The organism is Longimicrobium sp. (genome assembly GCF_036399935.1).
In the GTDB taxonomy this organism is placed as follows: Bacteria; Gemmatimonadota; Gemmatimonadetes; order Longimicrobiales; family Longimicrobiaceae; genus Longimicrobium.
The window spans coordinates 209,583-230,355 of record NZ_DASWMD010000007.1; the positions used below are offsets into that span (position 1 = coordinate 209,583).

Sequence of the window (20,773 nt, forward strand, 5' to 3'; positions counted from 1 at the left end):
TGGCGAGCGCCGCAACCATTTTCGTTCGTGCTCTCTTGATAAGCAGTAGTAACATTGTCGCCTCGTTGTTGGGGGATTCGTCCTCTGGCCAGGGACTATGTTCCGTCACGTGTCATCGGCAAGTCCGTGTCGCGCGTCGAACCGGCGGACTCGAGGTGCGACAGAATCTGGTTGGGCAACGTGGGGTCGAGGGGCACGGGCGCCCACTCCGCGATGCGGGTTCCAGTGCCCCCGAGTACGACGATTGCCGGCGTCACCTTGATGTTGTGCATCCGAAAGTATGCCTGTGCCGAATCCACTACGATCTCTCCCGGGATGAGCGGCCGGAACTTCATCGCACCGGCGGTGGGACTGCCGACTACGGTTCGGAAGGCCACCCCAGATCTTGTGAGCACGTCATGAATGTGACGGAAACGCTCCCCACCGATCAGGCACGCAACGCATTCCGCAGTCGTAAAGAGAAGGACGACGGCCGTATCCGCCGTCACGAATCTGACGGATCTGCCGCTCAGCTCGCGCGCATACCCAAGCTGTGCGTGATCGGTGGGGACACGTAGTCCGTTCGCCGAGATGCCGCGGCCGGCGAAGAGCACGACCAAGCACACGACGGCGAGAAAAGCTGCCACAGGCCACGCGCTCCGAAATCGACGCATGGTGCTTCTGAGGTGCGGAGGGGAGTGAAGCCAACGGGCTCACCTAATTGATGATTTCAGCACAGGCTGTCGTCAAGAGGTTTGTGCGCTGCGCACGTCTGGCCCGGCGTGCTGCGATTTAGCACCCGTGGGGGAGTGGACCTGAACCCGGTGCGGGTGGAGGAGGCCACCGCCAGTGTCCGCAGGCGCGGCGTGCAGGACCGCGTGCGCTTCGCCAGCAGGATCTGTTCGAGACCGACCTTCGCCCCGCGAGCATCGTCACGCTGTACCTCCTCCCCCGCCTGAACCTGGAGCTCCGGCCCAAGATGTTCCAGCAACTGCGCCCTGGCACCCGGGTGGTGTCGCACGCCTTCAACATGGGCGACTGGGAGCCGGGGACCACCGTGGCGGTGAGGGTGAACCAGGGCACTGGCCGGGCGATGGTGTACGCCTGGACGATCCCGGCCCAGGTGGCGGGGCGGTGGACGCTCACCACCCCGGAGGGACGCCGGGTTACGCTGCAGCTCCGGCAGCGCTTCCAACGCTTCACCGGGCCGGGGGGAGTGAGCGGACGGTTGGTGGGGGACCGAATCGACTTCACCCTGACGGAACGGGTGAACGGGAGGCGGGTGACCCGCCGCTTCTCCGGCCGGGTCACAGGCGACGGGATGAGCGGGAGGGTCGCCGGTGGGGGAGCGTGGAGGGTCGTAAAGGTGCCGCCTGGCGCTCCGCGGTGAGTGAAGAACCCACGAGCAGGCGCGAAATCACACCGGGAACAATCCGTCAGGGCCGACGGCCCGGTGTCGGCACGTATCCTCTTCACGGGGTAATGGGTGCGCGGCAACCACGGGGCGAGGACCGCAGCCGCAGGCAAGGCCGGCGGCTGCGGTGCGAGTGCGGACGATTCCGCGGGCCGTAAGGAAGCGCCTCAGTCCTTGTCGCCGCTCGCGTACTTCTCTCCATCCCTCTCGTCCGCCTGCTCGCGTGAGTAACCGACACCAGTGTAGGTGTCGTTGTCCTTATGGATCGTCGTTACATGGAGGGTGCCGCCTAAATCACCTGTAAACGGGACGACACCACTTGAAGTGTGTGTAACGCGATCCGGGTCACTTTCTCTCTGGCCCATTTTGCCTCCTATCTAGTGAGAACACACGCCTACGTCACGTCTCCGTCTGCGCAGCAACAGCCGTACCGTGGGCCGCGACGAACGAAAGCACCGACCTGCAGAGCATGCTAACTCTGGAGTCCGGGCCCATCGTCATCGGCCAAGCGGCCGAGTTCAGTCGCCCGTCTGTGCGGCGAAAGCCGGGTTATACCTGACCCGGTTCCGAACAATGCTGTCGAGGACCATTCCGGAGGCTCCATTCGTCCAATGGTGGTCTCTTATCTCATCTATAGATCGAGAGGACGAAACCATCCGGAAATAAATCTCAAGTGCGCGTCGGGTTTTGTGAGAATGGGATCTTTAAACTTCCATTCACCTGCACCTAACAACTCGAATACCCATCCTACCAAAGGGAGTTTGTCGAATTTCAGCGTTCGTCGAACGTACTTCACGCCGAGATCGGGATCTATGGCCCAGTTCTCAATATGGCCGTGAAGATCTTTCAAGACCCGTTGTGCTTGTACTTGGCTCGCGAGCGAGCCACGGAGCGCTTGCTCAAGTTTGAACACCAAAGTCCGGTAAGCTACGGCCTCTGGCTTGACACGCACACGATGCAGTTCAGTGTACAGAGATTCGTGATGAACGAGTGCGGAAATCAGGATCGACTCTGCCAGTGGAGGTAGTTGGATTGCTACTGCCCCAGGTGTATCCGGAAGTTCATTTGCGCCCACGGTAGCGAGTGCTGTTGTCACGAGATTTGTATGGATACCGAATAGTACCGGGTGCGATTGATATATGACACGGGCGAGTTTCTTCAGTAGAAATTCTTTGTTTTGGCTTACAATTAATGGCACTTGAGCGGCACTCGCGACTAACCCGTAGAACACGGCACGCTCGGCAACGTCGCCGCTGTCTGCAAAGCAGTACAGCCGGGTTCGATCAGTTCTGTGCAGCCCATCATGAAAATTTTTATCTGCAGCGTCGAAATCCGTGTGGGTAAGATCATGCCTGAATGGAGATATAGCCTCGCGCCGGGTACGGATCACATTCGCCGCGGCTTCGTAGACAGGAGATGGAACGCTTATCGGGATCAAAAACGGTAGCCGGTCCCGGAGGTTTTCTAGGTGTTGAAGCACAACCCGCCTGTTGTGAAATTCCGCCTCTAAAGTAACGCTATCAATAACTAGGTGTTCATGACAGACGATCCGGTCGAGCAAACTCAAAGCGGCCCTGACCTGCTCGTTCTCGCGTGCATAGCCAAGGATTACGCTTGTAGCGAGTTCCGGGCCTCCTTTAGAATTCAGCTTGATCCAAGCTTTTCTATAGCTTTCATACACCGGGGATGTTCCGTCTAGAAAAGCAAAGATGTCTCTATCTAAGAGCAGTCGAAGCGAACTGAAGTCCATCACCGCAGAGGGAGTTGATGGAAGTTCGGCGAAGTTCCTAGGAATCGTGTTCATAATCGCTCCTCCGGATGGATCGACGGTTATCTTGACTAACGATGTGAATGTCCGGATTTGTATTCGCCTCACACGGACGGCGCAAGGGTGCTCTACCTCAGATGATTTGTGAGGGTTCAGAGACCGGTAACTCTGGGTATGACCTTTCTTCTTCGCCCTCACCGATCCTGTATTCCCGCCCCGACCGACAGCCCGATCGGCACTCCGCGCCGGCCTTCCGCGAACGACGCGCGGACGGGCCGGGGACGCAGGCCGTCCGCGCCCTCCGCGAAGAGGGCTACCGCGTGATCCTGGTCAACAGCAACCCGGCCACGATCATGGCGGATTCCGACTCGGCTGACATCACGTACAAGGCGCCGGCACCCTAGGTCGGCGCATCGATAGACCGGGTAACGAGCGGCAGAACGCTGGGGTACCCGCTGGATAGAACGAGTCGACAACCCTGCCCTCGTCGACCGTGGATCACGGCGTCGACTCTACAAGGTCTACGAGCGCCTCGAAGCGACGCGCAATGTGGGAATTTGAGCAGAGCCGCTCTATATCCTTGTCGTTGCGAAGAGCCCGCAGCTCGTCCGAGATGGTGTCTTTGGCATTGCTAATCAGCGTCTCGACGATCGGTGCACCTGTATTGCTGTAGAATACATGACGTATGTTGCCGTAGCTTGTGCGTCCGCCAGGTTCGCCGAGGTACAATTGAACAAGGAACTTCAGGATCTTGTGACGCGCATCCGCTGGGCAGAATCGCAGACCGCCAAGTTCTTGGAAGGATCGCAGCAGCTCACCATGTTCAGCGTACAGATCCCAGCGGTGTCCCACGGCTTGCATGCGCTGGAACTCGGAATCAAAGAAAGTCGCGATGTCAGCGCGCTTGAGGTAGGGGAGCGCACCAGCACCGAACGCAACCCGCGCTGTTCTGCGATCTAAACCACTTCTCCCGATCTTCCCCTGCAGGTGAGATGCGAGAGTCAGTTTCACAGGATTTTGTGTCAATGGTTCGAACCGGACGAGCGCATTGTACGCGTTCTGTTGAACGATCTCCGACTGCTCTTTATTCGTTGCGATGCTTAAGAGGAACTTCATGATCTCCTCTTGGCGCGGTTGCGGAGCTTGAGCATAGTCGTCAATAAATGATTCCGCAGGAATCATGGGCGTGGGTTGCTCTACAAGCTCCTTGATGTCTTGCACTCTGATCAGGTGCGCAGGATCCTTCGCGAGGACCACCTCGATGCACGTCTTGAAGATGTAGATGCAGTCCTCGATGCCAGCTTCATATTCATCATCCTCATGCTCCAAGTCGCGCCGGATCTCGTAGCAGCGGGAGAGGCGACGCCACTCTGGACGTGAGAGGAGTCCGATTCTATAGGCCAAGTCGATCAAATTACTCACAGAGTAATTTTCGACTTCGTCCGCTTTTTCGATGGGCGGCAGCTTGTATGCCTTTGCTGCTTCCCGGGCGATATCAATCCCGGCGATAACAACCTTTTCGCGTAGATCGTGCATCGCAGCATTGAAGAGGCGTTGGCACGCGCTACTTGGATCAACTTGGGCAAGTCGGCGCACACGTGAGATAAGACTCTTCGCCTGCCATGCGGGACGAATCTGTCCAAGGAGCGTGGCAACATCAGAATTGCGGGTCAGATCCGCAGAGACACTGCCTACAACAATCTCATTGCTCATTGGCCGGTCGCAGCACGGTGGCGGAAAGGGTGCTCGTGGAGCGGTGAAGTCCGCATAGGAGTTTCAAGAACGATGCCGAGAGTATTCGGATTTCTTGAGTGCGGCCGTGCGTCTGCTAATTCTGCGCCGGTAGCGTCCAGTTCGATTCTAGCGACGCTGCCCGTCTCCCGCCACGCGCCGAAGTTGAACCGCCAGTTCCCGCAGCGCTACTGACCGGCTCTCCAAGCCTTCCGCTAATTGCAGGAGGCTGCCTGGGCGCGGCGAGCGGATGCCTGTAATCCACGCGTGCAGCGCCGCGTAGCTCAACCCGGCGTCCCGGGCGAGCTGCGCCTGCGACACCCCGCTCGCGTCCACGATGTCGCGAACGAGCGCCTGAAGGTCCTGCTCACGCTTGGCCAGAGGACTCTCCTAATCGTAAGCGCAAAACCTTGACGATGAACGTCAAGTAAATTAGCTTACATCCAGACGGATGCACCGCCTGCAACGTATGCGCGGCACTGCGGGACGCGCAACGACGACGCATGTGGTGTGCTGATTCAAACGGGATCACAGGGGAGAATGCGAGTATGGAAACTGAATCTGCGCACGGACTCGCCTCACCGGCACGGCTTCTTGAGATGCTGACGGACCGCTTCGGTGCGTTCGAAGCGCTCGCGATGGCATCAATCAAGCTCCGCCGTCACGTTCCCGAGGAGGAGCGTTCCATGGACTCACTCGTGGCGGAAGCGGTCCTGGAGTTCGGCGACGATCTACGCGCCGCGTCCATGGCGGTGGAGAAGTGGATGGAGGTTCGGCGGGCGGCGTAGGCTCACTCCCATTCGATTCTTTCCCCGCCCGCCGTCCGGCCCTATATTCCCGCCCCGACCGACAGCCCGTCCGGCACTCCGCGCCGGCTCGCCGCGAACGACCCGCGGACGGGCCGGCGCTCGCGCACGCGCACACGACGTTAGCGACCGATGCCCAAGCGCACCGACCTGCAGAGCATCCTCATCCTGGGCTCCGGGCCCATCGTCATCGGCCAGGCGGCCGAGTTCGACTACTCGGGCACGCAGGCCGTGCGAGCGCTGCGCGAAGAGGGGTACCGCGTGATCCTGGTCAACAGCAACCCGGCCACGATCATGACGGACCCCGACCTGGCCGACGCTACCTACATCGAGCCCATCACCCCCGAGTGGGTGGAGCGGGTGATCGAAAAGGAAAAGCCCGACGCCATCCTCCCCACCATGGGCGGCCAGACGGCGCTGAACGTGGCGCTCGAACTCCACGACACAGGCGTCCTGGCCCGCCACGGCGTGGAGCTGATCGGCGCCAACGCGCGCGCCATCCGCATGGCCGAGGACCGCAGCGAGTTCGCCAAGGCCATGGACCGCATCGGCCTGAAGGTGCCGCACGGGGGCTTCGCGCGGTCGCTGGACGACGCGTGGCGCATCGTCGACGACACGGGCTATCCCGCCATCATCCGCCCGTCGTTCACCCTGGGCGGCACGGGCGGCGGCATCGCGTACAACCGCGAGGAGTTCGAGGAGCAGGTGCGCCACGGGCTGGAGCTGTCGCCCGTGCACGAGGTGCTGATCGACCTGTCGGTGATCGGCTGGAAGGAGTTCGAGCTGGAGGTGATGCGCGACGGGGCCGACAACGTCGTCATCATCTGCTCCATCGAGAACGTCGACGCCATGGGCGTGCACACGGGCGACTCCGTCACCGTGGCGCCGGCGCAGACGCTGTCGGACGTGGAGTACCAGAAGATGCGCGACGCGGCCATCGCGATCATCCGCGAGATCGGCGTGGAGGCCGGCGGCTGCAACGTGCAGTTCGCGCTGAACCCCGCGAACGGCGAAATGCTGATCGTGGAGATGAACCCCCGCGTGTCGCGGTCGTCGGCGCTGGCGTCCAAGGCCACGGGCTACCCCATCGCCCGCATCGGCGCCAAGCTGGCCGTGGGCTACACGCTCGACGAGCTGCCGAACGCCATCACCGCGTGCACGCCGGCGTCGTTCGAGCCGGTGCTGGACTACGTGGTCGTCAAGTTCCCGCGCTTCGCCTTCGAGAAGTTCCCCAAGGCCGATCCCACGCTCGGTGTGCAGATGAAGGCCGTCGGCGAGTCGATGGCCATCGGACGCACCTTCAAGATGGCGTGGCAAAAGGCCATCCGCGCGCTGGAGGTGGGCCGCAGCGGCTGGGAAACCAGCACGCCCAAGGAAGACCGCCTGGACGACGACCAGCCCGAGACGCTGCGCCGCGCCCTGCGCCGACCCACCCCCGAACGCTACTACCAGCTGAAGCGCGCCCTGGAGGCCGGCTTTTCCGTCGACGAAATCGCCGGGCTCACCTTCATCGACCCCTGGTTCATCGCACAGCTCGAGCAGCTGGTGCAGGCCGAGCGCGAGTACGCCGGGCTGGGCGAGGTGGATCGCGACGCGCTGCAGCGGATGAAGAAGCTGGGCTTCAGCGACGCGCAGCTGGCGCGCATCCGCGGCGAAACGGAGGACGCCGTCCGCGAGCGCCGGTGGGGGATGAAGCTGCACCCCGTCTACAACCGGGTGGATACCTGCGCGGGCGAGTTTCCCGCCACCACGCCGTACCTGTACTCCACCTACGGCGAGGAGAACGAGTCCGAGCCGTCCGACCGGCGCACGGTGGTCATCCTGGGCTCCGGCCCCATCCGCATCGGGCAGGGCGTGGAGTTCGACTACTGCTGCGTGCAGGCCGCGCTGGCGCTGCGCGAGGCGGGGTTCGAGACGGTGATGGTCAACTCCAACCCGGAGACCAACTCCACCGACTTCGACATCAGCGACAAGCTGTACTTCGAGCCGCTGACGCTGGAAGACGTCATCGAGATCGTCCGGCTGGAGCGGCCCGAGGGGGTGATCGTGCAGCTGGGCGGGCAGACGCCGCTGAAGCTGGCGCAGCCGCTGGACCGGCTGGGCGTTCCCATCCTGGGCACCTCGGTGGAGGCCATCGACCGCGCCGAAGACCGCGAGCGCTTCGAGGAGCTGGCCCGCTCGCTCGGCATCCGCCAGCCGCCGAACGGCTTGGCCACGAGCATGGAGCAGGCTGTAGAGATCGCGGGGCGCATCGGCTATCCCGTGCTCGTGCGCCCCAGCTACGTGCTGGGAGGGCGGGGGATGGTGATCGTGTACGACGAGCCCCAGCTGCGCCACTACTTCGCGACGGCCGCCAGCGTCAGCCACGAACGCCCGGTGCTGATCGACCGCTTCCTGGAAGACGCCTTCGAGGCCGACGTCGACGCGCTGTGCGACGGCGAGACGGTGGTGATCGGCGGGGTGATGCAGCACATCGAGGAAGCCGGCATCCACTCGGGCGACAGCGCGCAGGTGCTGCCGCCGTACCTGCTGGACGACCGCCACATCGAGCAGATGCGCGAAAGCACGCGGCGGTTCGCGCTGGAACTGGGCGTGGTGGGGCTGATCAACGTGCAGTACGCCGTCTTCGAGGGCGAGGTGTACGTGATCGAGGTGAACCCGCGCGCCTCGCGGACGGTGCCGTTCGTCAGTAAGGCCACGGGCGTGCCCCTCGCCCGGATCGCCGCGCGTTTGATGGGGGGCGAGCGGCTGGCGGACTTTCACCTGCCGGAGGAGATCCCCGTCGGCGGGGTGGCGGTAAAGGAATCCGTGTTCCCCTTCAACAAGCTGGAGGGCGACACGGTGCTGGGGCCGGAGATGCGGAGCACCGGCGAGGCGATGGGCTTCGACGACAGCTTCGGGATGGCGTTCGCCAAGGCGCAGATCTCCGCGGGGATGGAGCTGCCGTCGCAGGGCAACGTGATCATCACGGTGAACGACCGCGACAAGCGCACGGTAACGCCCATCGCGCGGCGCCTTCACGACATGGGGTTCCGCATCCAGGGCACCAGCGGCACCGCAAAGTACCTGCGGCAGCGCGGAATTCCGTGCGACCCCATCTACAAGGTGAACGAGGGGCGGCCCAACATGGCCGACCACATCATCTCGGGCGACGTGGCGCTGCTGATCAACACGCCGCTGGGCAAGCAGAGCCAGTACGACGACTACACGGCGCGGCGGGCGGCCATCACCTACAAGGTGCCGTACATCACCACCATGTCCGCCGCCGAAGCCGCCGTAGACGCCATCAGCGCCCTCCGCAGCCGCACCCGCGAGGTGCGCAGCATCCAGGAGCGCACGGGGCACCTGGTGGGGGCGGGGACTGGTGCGGGCGCTGGCGTCTAGGGGGTCCCGCTTGAATTGGACGTCGGGAGCCTTGATATTAGGCACGCGACGATGCCCATCGGGCGTTGCAAACCCTTGCTCGGTGAGCGACAATGATCACGGTGAAAGAGGCTGTCCAGACGGCGCAGGATTGGGTCCGGCAAATCTACACTGACGCGGCGCTGGAACATCTCCGACTTGAGGAGGTGGAGCTTGCCGACGATGAAAAGCACTGGAACATAACCCTGGGGTGGGTTGAGCCGGCTGTCCGGGAGAACGCTTTGGCTGCCGCACTGAACGGGCATGTACGCGTGCTGCCCCGGGTATACAAGACCCTGCATGTCGACGCGGAAACCGGAACGGTGAAATCGATGAAGATCCGCGAGGTCGCCTGATGGACCGTTCGCGGAGGCGCAACACTCTGCTAATTGACACGAATCTGCTGCTAGTCCTACTCGTTGGGGGGCTGGACGTGAACCAGATCGAGCAGTTCAAGCGGACGCGCGCGTACACCCGCGACGATTACGCGCTGCTCGCAGCATTCATCGGCGAGCACGAGCGTATGGTGACCACGCCCAACGTGCTCACGGAGGTGAGCAACCTTCTTGGTCAGCTTACCGGACCCCTCCGTATACGCGCCCTCCTGACGCTCGGAGCACTCGCCGGGGCCCTCCATGAATCATATTTGCCCAGCAAGCACCTGGTCCTCGACCCGCACTTTCCCTCGCTCGGCCTAACTGATACTTCGATTCTCCATTCATTGGAAGGCGGCGTCACGGTCTTGACGGACGATCTTCAACTCTACCTCCAGCTAGCCGCCCAAGGTAGTGAAGTCATCAACTTCAATCACCTTCGGTCAGGGTCGTGGGGCTAATCTCGACTGCTGTCCGTATCTACCCCGCGACCGCTGCTGGGGAGGTCTGATGCCCATCTCCGGGTTCCTTGAGGGCGAGGAAGAAGCGAGGACCGAGCGATACCGGCGTATGGCGGTTGGTGAGAAGTTGAAGTGTATCGCCGAGCTCAACCGGCTGGAGGATGAGCGGCGCCGGGCCGACATCCGCGTGCGGTACGGGGCGATCTCCGAACGCGAGATGCGGCTGCGCGTTGCCGCGCCGAAACTCGGCCGCGAGTTGATGGTCGAGGCTTTCGGGTGGGATCCAGACGAGAAGGGCTGGTGATCACCTGCATCTGCCCCGAGTGACGGCTGGCGCGGGCTGATGCACATCGACGCGCCGCCCGAGCGGTACGCGGCGCCAGATGATGGCGGGACGTCCGTGATCCCCGTGAACGCCCACAATCCGCCCGCCTCCACTTTCCTCGCCTGATGGCACGGATCCTCATCCTCTTTGCGCACCCCGCGCTGGAAAAGTCGCGCGTCCACCGGCGGCTGCTGACGCGCGTTCCGCCCGGCGTGACCCTCCACGACCTGTACGAGGCGTATCCCGAGTTCGACGTGGACGTGCCGCGCGAGCAGGCGCTGCTGCTGGCGCACGACCTGATCATCCTTCAGCATCCGTTCTTCTGGTACAGCACGCCGCCGCTCGTCAAGCAGTGGGAAGACCTGGTGCTGGAGCACGGCTGGGCGTACGGCTCGCGCGGCACGCAGCTGCGGGGCAAGTGGATGATCAACGTGCTTACGGCCGGCGGGCGGGCCGCGGCGTACCACCGCGAGGGCTACAACCGGTTCACCGTGCGCGAGCTGCTCGCCCCCATCGAGCAGACGGCGCGGCTGTGCGGGATGCACTACCTGCCCCCGTACGTCATCCACGGCACCCACAGCTTGGGCGAAGCCGCCATCGAGCGTGAGGCAGACCGGTACGCCGCGTTCCTTTCCGCCCTGGCGGCGGACGAGTACGACCTGCACGCCCTGGCGCCGCTTCCCGAGCTGGACCTGGATCGCCTGCCCCCAGCCCGGGAGGCGGCGCGATGACCGGGTTCCTGGAGCAGGCCTTCGTCTACCTGCTGGCGGCCGTCGTCGCCGTTCCCCTGGCGCGGCGCCTGGGGCTGGGCGCCGTGCTGGGATACCTGCTGGCCGGCGTGGCGATCGGGCCGTTCGGGCTGGGGCTGCTGGGCTCGGAGGGCGAGAGCGTCATGCACGTGGCCGAGTTCGGCGTGGTGATGATGCTGTTCGTCATCGGGCTGGAGCTGCAGCCGTCGCTGCTGTGGCGGCTGCGGGCGCCCATCCTGGGACTCGGCGGGTTGCAGGTGGCGGTGACCACGGCCGTGTTCGCCGCGATCGCCGGCGCGCTGGGGCTGGAGTGGCGCGCCGCGCTTGCCGTGGGGATGATCCTTTCGCTCTCCTCGACCGCCATGGTGCTGTCGACGCTGGCGGAGAAGGGGCTGATGAAGACGGAAGGGGGCCAGAGCGCGTTCTCCGTGCTCCTTTTCCAGGACATCGCCGTCATTCCCATGCTCGCGCTCTTTCCCCTCCTCGCCACAGCGCATCCCGCGCCGGCGGGCGGGGAGGGCCACGCAGGCGCGCAGACGTGGGTATCCGGCCTGCCGGCCTGGGCACAGACCGTGGCCGTGCTCGGCGCAGTAGCCGCGGTGGTCCTGGGCGGCCGGTTCGTGACGCAGCCGGTGTTCCGGGCCGTCGGGCGCTCGCGCAGCCGCGAGATCTTTACCGCGGCCGCGCTGCTGCTGGTGGTGGGGATCGCGCTGCTGATGACGCGGGTGGGGCTGAGCCCGGCGCTGGGCACCTTCCTGGCCGGCGTGGTGCTCGCCGAGAGCGAGTACCGGCACGAGCTGGAGAGCGACCTGGAGCCCTTCGAGGGGCTGCTGCTGGGGCTGTTCTTCATCGCCGTCGGCGCCACGATCGACTTTGCGCGGGTGGCGGCGCAGCCCCTGGCCATCGCGGGGCTGGTCGCCGGGCTCGTGGCGGTGAAGCTGGTGCTGCTGCTGGTGCTGGCCCGCGCGTTCCGCCTGAGCCGCGACCAGGGGCTGCTCTTCGCCTTCGCGCTGCCGCAGGTGGGCGAGTTCGCGTTCGTCCTGCTGTCGTTCGCGGAGCAGGAGGGGGTGCTGGGCGCGGCCGTCACGGCGCCGCTCGTGGCCGCCGTCGCCCTTTCCATGGCGTTGACGCCGCTGCTGATGCTGCTGAACGAGCGCGTGATCCAGCCCCGCCTGGGCCCGGGCGCCGCCCCGGCGCGCGAGGCCGACCGGGTGGCCCACACCGAGCACCCCGTGCTCATCGCCGGGTTCGGCGCATTCGGCGCCACGGTGGGGCGTCTGCTGGCGGCCAACGGGGTGGGCACCACGGTGCTGGACATCGACTCAGACCGGGTGGAACTGCTGCGCTCGCTGGGGCTGCGCGTGTACTACGGCGACGCCACCCGCCACGAGCTGCTGCGCGCCGCCGGGGCGGAACGCGCACGGCTGCTGGTCCTGGCGCTGGATACCCCCGAGCGCACCCGCGAGCTGGCGAACGCCGCGCGCAAGCACTTTCCCCACCTGACCATCCTGGCCCGCGCCTTCGACTGGGACGACGCGCACGACCTGATCGCGTCGGGGGTGACGCACGTGTACCGCGAGTCGCTGGACTCGTCGCTGCGGATGGGCGAGCAGGCGCTCTCGCTGCTGGGATTCCGCGCGCACCAGGCCCACCGCGCCGCGCAGAAGTTCCGGCGCCACGACGAAGATTCCGTTCGCGAGCTGACGGAAAGCCGCGAAGACCGGTCGCGCTACCTGGGCGCAGCCCGGCGCCGCATCGCCGACCTGGAGCGGATGCTGATGGCGGACCTGGAGGGGGTGGAGCTGAACCGTGACGCCGGGTGGGATCCCGAGTCGCTGCGCGAGGAGGTACGGCGGATAGCCGCCCCCGCGCCGGCCCCGGAGTAGCCGCATGCGAGCGACCCGGGAGCGGCGATGACCACCATCCGCCTGTCGATCCACATCACGGCGCCGCGAGAGCGCGTGTTCGACCTGGCGCGGAGCATCGACTTCCACAGCGTCTCGCTCGCGCACACGGGCGAGGAGGCGGTGGGCGGGCGCACGTCGGGGCTGATCGAGCTGGGCGAGTCCGTGACGTGGCGCGCGCGGCACTTCGGCGTGCGGCAGCACCTGACGAGCCGCATCAGCGCGTTCGACCGGCCGCGCTACTTCCAGGATAGGATGGTGCGCGGGGCGTTCGCGTGGATGGTGCACGACCACTTCTTCGATGCCGCCCCGGATGGCGGGACGGTGCTGCGGGACGAGCTCCGGTTCGCCGCTCCGCTGGGCATCCTGGGGCGCATCGCCGAGCGCGTGGTGCTGCGGCGCTACATGACACGCTTCCTCGAAGGCCGCAACGCCGTCCTCAAGCGCGTCGCGGAGTCCAACGAGTGGAGGCAGTTCCTGGAGGGGACTCCGGACGCGCCGCAGGGCTGAAGGCGCAGTCCGCGAAGGCGGACTTCGGGCCGTTGTTGCCGCGACTTCAGTCGCCCCAGCAGGGTGTGCACCGGGCCTGTGTGACCGCTGCCGCGCCCGGGCTTGTACGTGGCTCAGGCTAGATCCTTCGGCCCGCGAAGGGTCTGCTACGGGCCGGCCCGGTGCGCCTGGGCCTCAGGATGACAGGGTGTGGCGCGTGTGCCGCGGGCCGGGTTGGTGCCCTTGGGCCTCGCGGATGACAGATCCGCCCGGTGCGCGTCGAAGCCGTTTTCTCCCCTCTCCGCACGTAGTTTGTGCGGGGAGGGGCGGGGGAGGGGCGCCCCCCCTACGGCAGCGGCAACCGCATCACGTGCGCCGGCTCCAGCACCATCCCGGGCTTCACCGCGCCGTCGTCGCCGATGCGCTCCCAGCCGCTGTCGGGGATGAAGAACAGCTCGCCCCCGACCACCACCGCGTGAGTCGGCTGCGTGAGCAGGGGCGTGCCCGACTCCAGCGCGCGCCAGCCCGTGACCGCCTTGCCGGCCGCATCCAGCTCCAGGTAGATCACCCGGTTGGGCGTCACCCCGTTCTGCAGCGCGATCAGCCCGCGGCCGGCGCGCACCAGGCCGTCGACACCCGAGATCGCGACGGAGTCGGCGGCCTGCACCCACTCCACTTCGCTGCTTTGCCGGTCGACGATGGCGATGCCGCGCACGTAATCCGCCACGTACACCCGCCGCCCATCCGCCGCCACCGCGATCCCCTGCGGCGACACCAGCCCCTCCGCCGCGAAGGGCTCCATCTCCGCCGCGCCGCGCTCCAACCGATAGACCACTCCCTGGTCCGCATCCGACACGTACACGGTGCCGTCCGGGGCCACGGCCATGTCGCCCAGCGTGTGGCGCCCGTCCCCCTGCGGCTCGTAGCGGCGCCGGAGGGCGCCCGTGTCCATGTCGTACGCCAGCAGGGCCGATCGCCCGGAATCCGCCGCCTGGTACCCGGCAAAGAGCGGCGACGCGGCCGTGGTGGCCCACAGGGTACGCGTCAGGGTGTCGGCAACGACGGCGAGCATGGACCACTGGCCGTCGCGCCGCGGGGGCACGAGCTCCGTCCATCCACCCGCCGGCGAGTACGCGGAGATCCCCCCGTGGCGCAGGCCGGAAAGGAAGAAGCGCCCCGTGCGAGGATCGAACGCCACGCCCTCGGGGAGGAATGCGGAATCCGGCAGCGTGAACGCCACCTGGGCCGCGCCCACCGGCCGCGCGTTGGCGGCGATCCGCTCGGCGATCGCATCCCAGCCCGGGGCCGAGCGGATGGATTCCAGCGCAGAGTCTGCCGCGATGTCGCTGGTCAGGCCGGTGGCGGCGTACGCGCGCAGCCACTCGACGGCGTCTTCCGTCCGCCCCAGCCGCGCGTCGGCACGGGCCAGGTTCAGCACGATGGACGGGTGATAGCCGATCTGCTCGCGCACACGCACCAGCGCGTATCGCCACGTCCCCCAGTCGCCCGCGCGCCGGGCCGCTTCGCCGGCTTCGTAGTGCTCGCGCCAGGTGCTGTCGGATGCGGCGGTTGCCGTGTCCGGGGCGGTTTCCTGCGCGGCGGCCGGAAGCGACGCCAGGAGCGCCGCCAGCGTGAGCGGGGCGGCGCGCACAACGATCGTGATCATTCGTAGAACAGGTTCCGGGATCTCTCACGGGCCGCATCGAGAAGACGCGGCTTGATGGCGTAAACCGCGGCCGGGGCGGCGGTTCCTCGCGATTGCCCGCTTCCCTCCGCACGAGGCGCGCCCGCGCCCGGACCACGTCGTCCATCCGCTGAAACTCTCGTCCGATGCAGCCGTAGAAAGAAAACACTGGCGCGGGGAGGGGCAGGGTGCTAAAGTATTAGCACGAACGAGCGCCCTCTCGTCCGCCAGGGCCGTTGCAACCATCGCGGACCCCCGCGCATCCAAGTGACAGTCCGCCGTCACGTCTGCGCGGCCGCCCCGGTTCAGACCCTCAACCGTTCGTAGCCACGGAGCCCGACCATGCGTCGCAACCCCCTGCGGCATCTCTCGTTGGCGATGTTTTTGTCGACAATATCCGTCCCTCTCACGGCCCAGGGCTCGTCGCAGCCCCTGCAGCCGCCCGCGGCCGCCCCGTCGCTGGAAGCGCCGCGCGTGCTGCAGGGCGTGCGTGCCAGCGGCGCCATCCGCGTGGACGGCCGCGCCGACGAGGCGGCGTGGGCGGCTTCGCCCGTAGCCACCGACTTCGTGCAGCGCGGCCCGCGCCCCGGCGAGGCGAGCACCGAGCGCACCGAGGTGAGGTTCCTGTACGACGACCAGGCGGTGTACGTGGCCGCGCGGATGTGGGACCGGCACCCCGACAGCATCGCCGCGCCGCTGGCCCGGCGCGACCAGGGGGTATCGAACTCCGACTGGTTCGACGTGGCGCTGGACAGCTACCACGACCGCCGCACCGGCTTTCGCTTCAGCGTGAACCCCGCCGGGCTGCGGCGCGACATCTACCACTTCAACGACGACTCCGACGACGACACCTGGGACGCGGTGTGGGACGTCGCCGTTTCCCGCGACAGCGCCGGATGGTCGGCCGAGTTCCGCATTCCCCTGTCGCAGCTTCGCTTCAACGTGCCCCGCGACGGCGCGGCGCAGACGTGGGGCATCAACTTCGGCCGGGTGATCGCGCGGCGCGACGAGTCGTCGTTCTGGGCGCCGCTGCTGCCGAACACGGCGGGCATCATCTCGCGCTTCGGCACGGTGCAGGGGCTGGCCGGGCTGCGCGCGCCGCGGCGGCTGGAGATCATGCCGTACTCCAGCGCCCACGTGGACCGGCAGCCCGACCGCCCCGGCGACCCGTACTACAGCGCCACGGAAGGCGGCGCCGCGGTGGGCGTGGACGTGAAGATGGGGCTCACCTCCGGGCTGACGCTGACGGGAACGGTGAACCCGGACTTCGGCCAGGTGGAGCTTGACCCGGCCGTGGTGAACCTGACGGCGTTCGAGACGCAGTTCGAGGAGCGCCGGCCCTTCTTCGTGGAAGGGAACGACGTCTTCCAGTTCGGGCAGTCGCAGGCGTTCAACAGCTACGGCGGCCAGGGGTTCTTCTACAGCCGCCGCATCGGCCGGGCGCCGCAGGCGGGGCTGGGGACCAGCGGCGACCGCCCGTTCGTGGACCAGCCGGAGCAGTCCAGCATCCTGGGCGCCGCCAAGGTGACCGGGCGCACGGCCGGCGGCTGGTCGCTGGGCCTGCTGAACGCCGTCACGGGGCAGGAGCAGGCGCGGTACGTGGACGCGGAGGGCGACGAGCACACCGCGCCCGTGGAGCCGATGACCAACTACCTGGTGGGCCGCGTGCGCCGCGACCTGAACGGGGGGAGCACGGTGCTCGGCGGGATGGCGACGGCCACCAACCGCAGCCTGGACGGCCGGCTGGAGCCCCTGCTGCGCCGCGACGCGTACGTGGGCGGGGTGGACTTCGAGCACTCCTGGGCCAAGCGCCTGTGGACGGTCAGCGGCTACGTGGCCGCCAGCAGCGTGGGCGGCAGCGCCCAGGCCATCGAGCGCACGCAGCGCGGCAGCGGGCACTACTACCAGCGGCCGGACGCGGGCCACGTGGAGCTGGAGGCGGACCGCACGCGGCTGTCGGGACACTCGGCATCGCTGGCCATCCAGCGCGCGGGCGACTGGGACATGAGCGTCAAGGTGCAGAACGTCTCGCCGGGTTTCGAGATGAACGACCTGGGCTTCGCGCAGCGCGCCGACGTGCGGTCGCTGGCCACCTTCCTGGGCACGCGGCGCACCAAGCCGACGCCGGTGCTGCGCCAGTACTCCATCGCCGGCTTCACCACGCACGCGTGGAACACGGCGGGCGACGCCATCTTCGCCGACTTCGGGATGGGGCTGTGGGGGCAGCTGCACAGCCTGTGGAGCGGCGGGCTGAACCTGAGCCTGTCGCCGGCCACCCGCGACGACCGCCTGACCCGCGGCGGGCCGCTGGGCGCGCGGCCCGCCTCGTGGGGGGTGAACGCCCACTTCAACTCCGACTCGCGGAAGCCGTTCTCCGTGAGCATGGGCGGGTACGTGGGCGGCGACCAGGCGGGCGGGGAATCGCGCTCGGTGGGGCTGAACCTCAACTACCGCCCCAGTCCGTCGGTGCGGCTGAGCATGGGGCCGTCGGTGGACCAGGGGCGCGACCCCGACCAGTACCTGTTCGACTTCGCGGACGAGTCGGCGGAGGCCACGTTCGGGCAGCGCTACGTGTTCGGCGCGCTGGACCAGACGGTGTTCGCGGTCAACACGCGCCTGGACTGGACGTTCACCCCCACGCTCTCGCTGCAGCTGTACGCGCAGCCGTTCGTGGCGGCCGGCGACTTCCGCGACTTCCGCGAGTTCACCACGCCCGGCAAGGCCGAGTACGACGTCTACGGCAGGGACCGCGGCTCGGTGTGCGGCTACGGCGGCGCGTACGCGCTGAGCCCGGTGGCGTCGGTCACGTGCCCGGCCACGCTGCAGCAGGCGGAGGCGGACGGGCTGATGGTGGTGGGCAACCCCGACTTCAACGTCCGCTCGCTGCGCGGCAACGCGGTGGTGCGGTGGGAGTACCGGCCCGGCTCGGCGCTGTTCTTCGTGTGGCAGCAGGAGCGCGAGGGATTCGAGGGCGTAGGCGGCTTCGATGCCCGCCGCGACGTGGGAAGCCTGTTCCGCGCCCCCGCCCGCAACGTGTTCATGATCAAGGCGACGTACTGGATCGGTTGATGGATGGCGCCCGTCCCGCGTCCCCGACCGGGGGCGCGGGGTGGATCGCCCGGTTTCCCGCTTTCCGGAGGATGCACGATGCTCCGCTCCCTGACGCTTCTCGCCGCCGCGGCCGCCCTGGCCGGCATCCTCGCCCATGCCGTTCGCGCCGAGCCGGGTGGGCTGGATGGCACCGTCCACCCGCACCAGGTGCAGATCGTCGTCAGCGGCGCGGACGAGGTTTCTACGGTGCGCTACGAGAGCGGAGCGGATGGCGCCGCGGACGCGGGCATGAAGGTGATCGTCCGCCGTGCTGTACACGAGGGTGATGCCGCCGGGGCGACGACGTTGCGCAGGGACTGCCCGCGCGAGAGGGACGGGGGGGGCGCGCACGGACATCCCCTGACGCCGATGCTGCGGAGCTGAGGCCCCGGCCCTGCTGGGGCGACTGAAGTCGTGGCAACGACGGCCCGAAGTCCGCCTTCGCGGACTGCACGCGTAGCCGGGTGCGCGGGGCTGGCGGAATCGTGATCGAATTCTCCCCTCTCCCGCTGGCGGGAGAGGGGCCGGGGGAGAGGGCAGCCGGGGATTGCGCCGGACCGTTTCGAAACGCCCCGGCACCGCGGCCTCTGCAATGGCGACCGCTGCCGCGCCCAAGTTTGGGAGCGCCCCAGGCTAGATCCTTCGCCCCGCGAGCGATGTCGTGCGGGCTGGTACGGTGCGCTTGGGGCTCAGGATGACAGGCTGTGCGGAAAGGCCGGTGTGACGCAGGCACTGGCTCCCTTCCCCCGCGCAGTTTGCGGGGGAAGGGTTGGGGATGGGGGGCGCCCGTCGTCGCGCCGAATCCCGCCGAACCCCGGCTGAAGTACTTCCGGGAGGAGTCCGGAATCGCCAGCAACTCCGGATCAACCACCTACGTCCGGTGTACCTGCGGGACGCCGCTTCCGAATGCCTGATCGCCCTTGATGAAGACCCGGATGCCCCGCGCTTCCGCCGCCGAACAGCGGCGCCGCAGTTCCCTTCGCCGCTCGCTCGCCGCCGCGCTGCTGCTCCCCGCCTTGGCGAGCGGCTTCGCGCTGCAGGCCCTGGGCGGCCGGCCGGGCGAGCAGATGTTCCACGAGGTGATCTCGGCCCTGTCGGCACGCGGGATCGACTCCATCTCCGACGCGCAGCTGTACGAGAAGGCCGCGCGCGGGCTGCTGGTGCAGATCGGCGATCCGTACGCGGAGCTCTTTTCCCCGGAGCAGCTGGCGCAGTTCTCCCGCGAAACGCTGCGGAACTCGTATGGCGGCGTGGGCATGCAGATCACCACCGTGCGCGACACCGCGCTGGTCACCCGCGTCTTCGAGGGCTCGCCCGCGGCGCGCGCGGGCGTGCGGCCCGGCGACCGGGTGATCGGCGCGGCGGGCGAGAACGTCACCGGACAGCCGGTGGACCAGGTCACCCGGCGGCTGCTGGGCGAGCCGGGCACCACCGTGGCCGTGGACTACCACCGCCCGGGCGTGGGCACCATCCACCACGAGTTCACCCGCGAGCGCATCCGCTATCCCTCGGTGGCGTACGCGGTGATGCTGGAGCCCGGGATCGGGTACGTACCGCTGGAGGGCTTCAACGACAGCTCGGGCGAAGAGGTGCTGCGCGCGCTGGTGAGCCTGCGGAAGTCCGGCGCCCACGCCTTCGTGCTGGACCTGCGCGGCAACGGCGGCGGCAGCCTGGAGCAGGCCATCCGCATCAGCGACCTGTTCCTGCGGCCGGGGCAGTCCATCCTGCGCGCCGAGTTCCGCAACGCGCCGACGGAGAACGTCCTGGCGCGCACGGAGCCCGTCGTCCCGGACGCGCCGCTGGTGGTGCTGACGGACGAGAACGCGGCGTCGGCGTCGGAAATCGTGGCCGGGGCGCTGCAGGACCACGACCGCGCGGTGATCATCGGCGAGACCACCTTCGGCAAGGGGCTGGTGCAGGACATCTTCCGGCTGGACGGCGGCTGGGCGCTCAAGCTCACCACCGGCCGCTGGTACACGCCCAGCGGGCGCACCATCCAGCGCCCGCGCCGCATGACGCCCCAGGGGCGGCTGGTGGAGGTCCCCACCGACTCCGTGGCCGACCGGCCCGTCTTCCGCTCCGACGCGGGGCGCGTGGTGTACGGCGGCGGCGGCATCACCCCCGACCTGCACGTGGACGCCGACACCCTGGCCGGCGCCGAACGCGCGCTGGCCGTGGTGCTGGGCGCCCGCGCGGGCGACTTCAACTCGGCCGTGCAGGAGATGGCCGTAGACCGCGCCCCGGGGCTGGGCGAAGGCTTCCGCGCCACCCCCGAGTGGCGGGCAGACCTGTACCGCCGGCTGGAAAAGCGCGGGGTGAAGGTGTCGCTCCCTGCCTGGAACGCCGGCGCAGCACTGATCGACCGCATCATCGAGGACCGCGTCTCCGGCTACGCCTTCGGCGACGCGGCGGCGTTCCGGCGGGGCATCGCCCGCGACGCGCAGCTGCAGGCGGCGCTGCGGGTTCTGCGCGGCGCGGCCACCCAGACCGAAGCGCTTTCCCGCGTGCCCACTGGCGTCCGCGCCCAGCCCACGGGCGCCTGAACCCGTTCATCGACCGACCCCGGGGCGCCCGTCTGTGCCCCGGCCATCCTTCTC

At 67.5% G+C, this 20,773-nt stretch carries 16 protein-coding genes and 1 pseudogene; 12 read left to right on the top strand and 5 right to left on the bottom strand.

All coding sequences use genetic code 11. The features are described 5' to 3' along the window. Window positions 1-95: 95 nt before the first annotated feature. A complete protein-coding gene (locus tag VGB24_RS03125; protein WP_331071497.1) occupies window positions 96-626 on the bottom strand; it encodes a hypothetical protein in 531 nt (176 codons plus the stop codon). Between the two features lie 332 nt (window positions 627-958). Between VGB24_RS03125 and VGB24_RS03130 the strand changes: the two genes are divergently transcribed. After that, entirely contained in the window at window positions 959-1,369 is a 411-nt protein-coding gene (locus tag VGB24_RS03130) for a hypothetical protein (RefSeq protein WP_331071498.1), read from the top strand. A 655-nt stretch (window positions 1,370-2,024) separates the two neighbouring features. Here the strand turns inward: VGB24_RS03130 and VGB24_RS03135 are convergent. Further along, on the bottom strand, window positions 2,025-3,197 hold the full coding sequence (locus tag VGB24_RS03135) for a hypothetical protein (protein ID WP_331071499.1): 1,173 nt from the start codon (window positions 3,195-3,197) through the stop codon (window positions 2,025-2,027). A 233-nt stretch (window positions 3,198-3,430) separates the two neighbouring features. On the opposite strand from VGB24_RS03135, the pseudogene VGB24_RS25410 reads away from it, so the two are divergent. Continuing rightward, window positions 3,431-3,556: pseudogene (locus VGB24_RS25410) on the top strand (carbamoyl-phosphate synthase subunit L); the annotation flags it as partial. Between the two features lie 103 nt (window positions 3,557-3,659). On the opposite strand, the gene VGB24_RS03140 reads toward VGB24_RS25410, so the two are convergent. Both VGB24_RS03140 and VGB24_RS25415 read right to left on the bottom strand, forming a co-directional pair. Beyond that, window positions 3,660-4,874: a hypothetical protein gene (locus VGB24_RS03140; protein WP_331071500.1), complete on the bottom strand. Its 1,215-nt coding sequence runs from the start codon at window positions 4,872-4,874 to the stop codon at window positions 3,660-3,662. Between the two features lie 147 nt (window positions 4,875-5,021). Then, window positions 5,022-5,273 carry a helix-turn-helix domain-containing protein gene (locus VGB24_RS25415; protein ID WP_414676702.1) on the bottom strand — a complete coding sequence of 84 codons (252 nt, stop codon included), beginning with the start codon at window positions 5,271-5,273 and terminating at the stop codon, window positions 5,022-5,024. Window positions 5,274-5,830: 557 nt separating this feature from the next. Between VGB24_RS25415 and carB the strand changes: the two genes are divergently transcribed. The 7 genes from carB to VGB24_RS03175 all read left to right on the top strand — a co-directional run bounded on the left by carB (window position 5,831) and on the right by VGB24_RS03175 (window position 13,423). Further along, window positions 5,831-9,082 (top strand): carbamoyl-phosphate synthase large subunit, encoded by a 3,252-nt coding sequence (carB, locus tag VGB24_RS03145; protein ID WP_331071501.1) that lies wholly within the window; start codon window positions 5,831-5,833, stop codon window positions 9,080-9,082. A 92-nt stretch (window positions 9,083-9,174) separates the two neighbouring features. After that, window positions 9,175-9,456, top strand: a complete 282-nt coding sequence (locus VGB24_RS03150) for a hypothetical protein (protein ID WP_331071502.1) — start codon at window positions 9,175-9,177, stop codon at window positions 9,454-9,456. Between the two features lie 77 nt (window positions 9,457-9,533). Then, on the top strand, window positions 9,534-9,935 hold the full coding sequence (locus tag VGB24_RS03155) for a hypothetical protein (RefSeq protein ID WP_331071503.1): 402 nt from the start codon (window positions 9,534-9,536) through the stop codon (window positions 9,933-9,935). A gap of 49 nt (window positions 9,936-9,984) precedes the next feature. Next, window positions 9,985-10,239 carry a hypothetical protein gene (locus VGB24_RS03160; RefSeq protein WP_331071504.1) on the top strand — a complete coding sequence of 85 codons (255 nt, stop codon included), beginning with the start codon at window positions 9,985-9,987 and terminating at the stop codon, window positions 10,237-10,239. Window positions 10,240-10,385: 146 nt separating this feature from the next. Continuing rightward, window positions 10,386-10,991, top strand: a complete 606-nt coding sequence (locus tag VGB24_RS03165) for an NAD(P)H-dependent oxidoreductase (protein WP_331071505.1) — start codon at window positions 10,386-10,388, stop codon at window positions 10,989-10,991. Next, entirely contained in the window at window positions 10,988-12,895 is a 1,908-nt protein-coding gene (locus VGB24_RS03170) for a monovalent cation:proton antiporter-2 (CPA2) family protein (RefSeq protein ID WP_331071506.1), read from the top strand. The genes VGB24_RS03165 and VGB24_RS03170 overlap by 4 nt, the downstream gene beginning before the upstream one ends. 27 nt (window positions 12,896-12,922) lie before the next feature. Further along, window positions 12,923-13,423, top strand: coding sequence for an SRPBCC family protein (locus VGB24_RS03175; RefSeq protein ID WP_331071507.1), 501 nt, complete (start codon window positions 12,923-12,925; stop codon window positions 13,421-13,423). Between the two features lie 325 nt (window positions 13,424-13,748). On the opposite strand, the gene VGB24_RS03180 is transcribed toward VGB24_RS03175, so the two are convergent. Further along, window positions 13,749-15,068: an SMP-30/gluconolactonase/LRE family protein gene (locus VGB24_RS03180; RefSeq protein WP_331071508.1), complete on the bottom strand. Its 1,320-nt coding sequence runs from the start codon at window positions 15,066-15,068 to the stop codon at window positions 13,749-13,751. A gap of 360 nt (window positions 15,069-15,428) precedes the next feature. Here VGB24_RS03180 and VGB24_RS03185 point away from each other — a divergent pair, with 360 nt between their 5' ends. From VGB24_RS03185 to VGB24_RS03195, 3 genes are all read left to right on the top strand, one after another. Next, window positions 15,429-18,155 (top strand): DUF5916 domain-containing protein, encoded by a 2,727-nt coding sequence (locus VGB24_RS03185; protein WP_331071509.1) that lies wholly within the window; start codon window positions 15,429-15,431, stop codon window positions 18,153-18,155. Window positions 18,156-18,233: 78 nt separating this feature from the next. Beyond that, entirely contained in the window at window positions 18,234-18,560 is a 327-nt protein-coding gene (locus tag VGB24_RS03190) for a hypothetical protein (protein WP_331071510.1), read from the top strand. Window positions 18,561-19,111: 551 nt separating this feature from the next. After that, a complete protein-coding gene (locus VGB24_RS03195) occupies window positions 19,112-20,719 on the top strand; it encodes a S41 family peptidase (RefSeq protein WP_331071511.1) in 1,608 nt (535 codons plus the stop codon). The last annotated feature ends 54 nt before the right edge of the window (window positions 20,720-20,773 follow it).

Coding starts and splice junctions, on each gene's coding strand:
- VGB24_RS03170 (WP_331071506.1), top strand. CDS start 10,988: ATGACCGGGTTCCTGGAGCAGGCCTTCGTCTACCTGCTGGCGGCCGTC.
- VGB24_RS03190 (WP_331071510.1), top strand. CDS start 18,234: ATGCTCCGCTCCCTGACGCTTCTCGCCGCCGCGGCCGCCCTGGCCGGC.
- VGB24_RS03195 (WP_331071511.1), top strand. CDS start 19,112: ATGCCCCGCGCTTCCGCCGCCGAACAGCGGCGCCGCAGTTCCCTTCGC.
- VGB24_RS03165 (WP_331071505.1), top strand. CDS start 10,386: ATGGCACGGATCCTCATCCTCTTTGCGCACCCCGCGCTGGAAAAGTCG.
- VGB24_RS03175 (WP_331071507.1), top strand. CDS start 12,923: ATGACCACCATCCGCCTGTCGATCCACATCACGGCGCCGCGAGAGCGC.
- VGB24_RS03140 (WP_331071500.1), bottom strand. CDS start 4,874: ATGAGCAATGAGATTGTTGTAGGCAGTGTCTCTGCGGATCTGACCCGC.
- carB (WP_331071501.1), top strand. CDS start 5,831: ATGCCCAAGCGCACCGACCTGCAGAGCATCCTCATCCTGGGCTCCGGG.
- VGB24_RS03160 (WP_331071504.1), top strand. CDS start 9,985: ATGCCCATCTCCGGGTTCCTTGAGGGCGAGGAAGAAGCGAGGACCGAG.
- VGB24_RS03150 (WP_331071502.1), top strand. CDS start 9,175: ATGATCACGGTGAAAGAGGCTGTCCAGACGGCGCAGGATTGGGTCCGG.
- VGB24_RS03135 (WP_331071499.1), bottom strand. CDS start 3,197: ATGAACACGATTCCTAGGAACTTCGCCGAACTTCCATCAACTCCCTCT.
- VGB24_RS03130 (WP_331071498.1), top strand. CDS start 959: ATGTTCCAGCAACTGCGCCCTGGCACCCGGGTGGTGTCGCACGCCTTC.
- VGB24_RS03185 (WP_331071509.1), top strand. CDS start 15,429: ATGCGTCGCAACCCCCTGCGGCATCTCTCGTTGGCGATGTTTTTGTCG.
- VGB24_RS03180 (WP_331071508.1), bottom strand. CDS start 15,068: ATGATCACGATCGTTGTGCGCGCCGCCCCGCTCACGCTGGCGGCGCTC.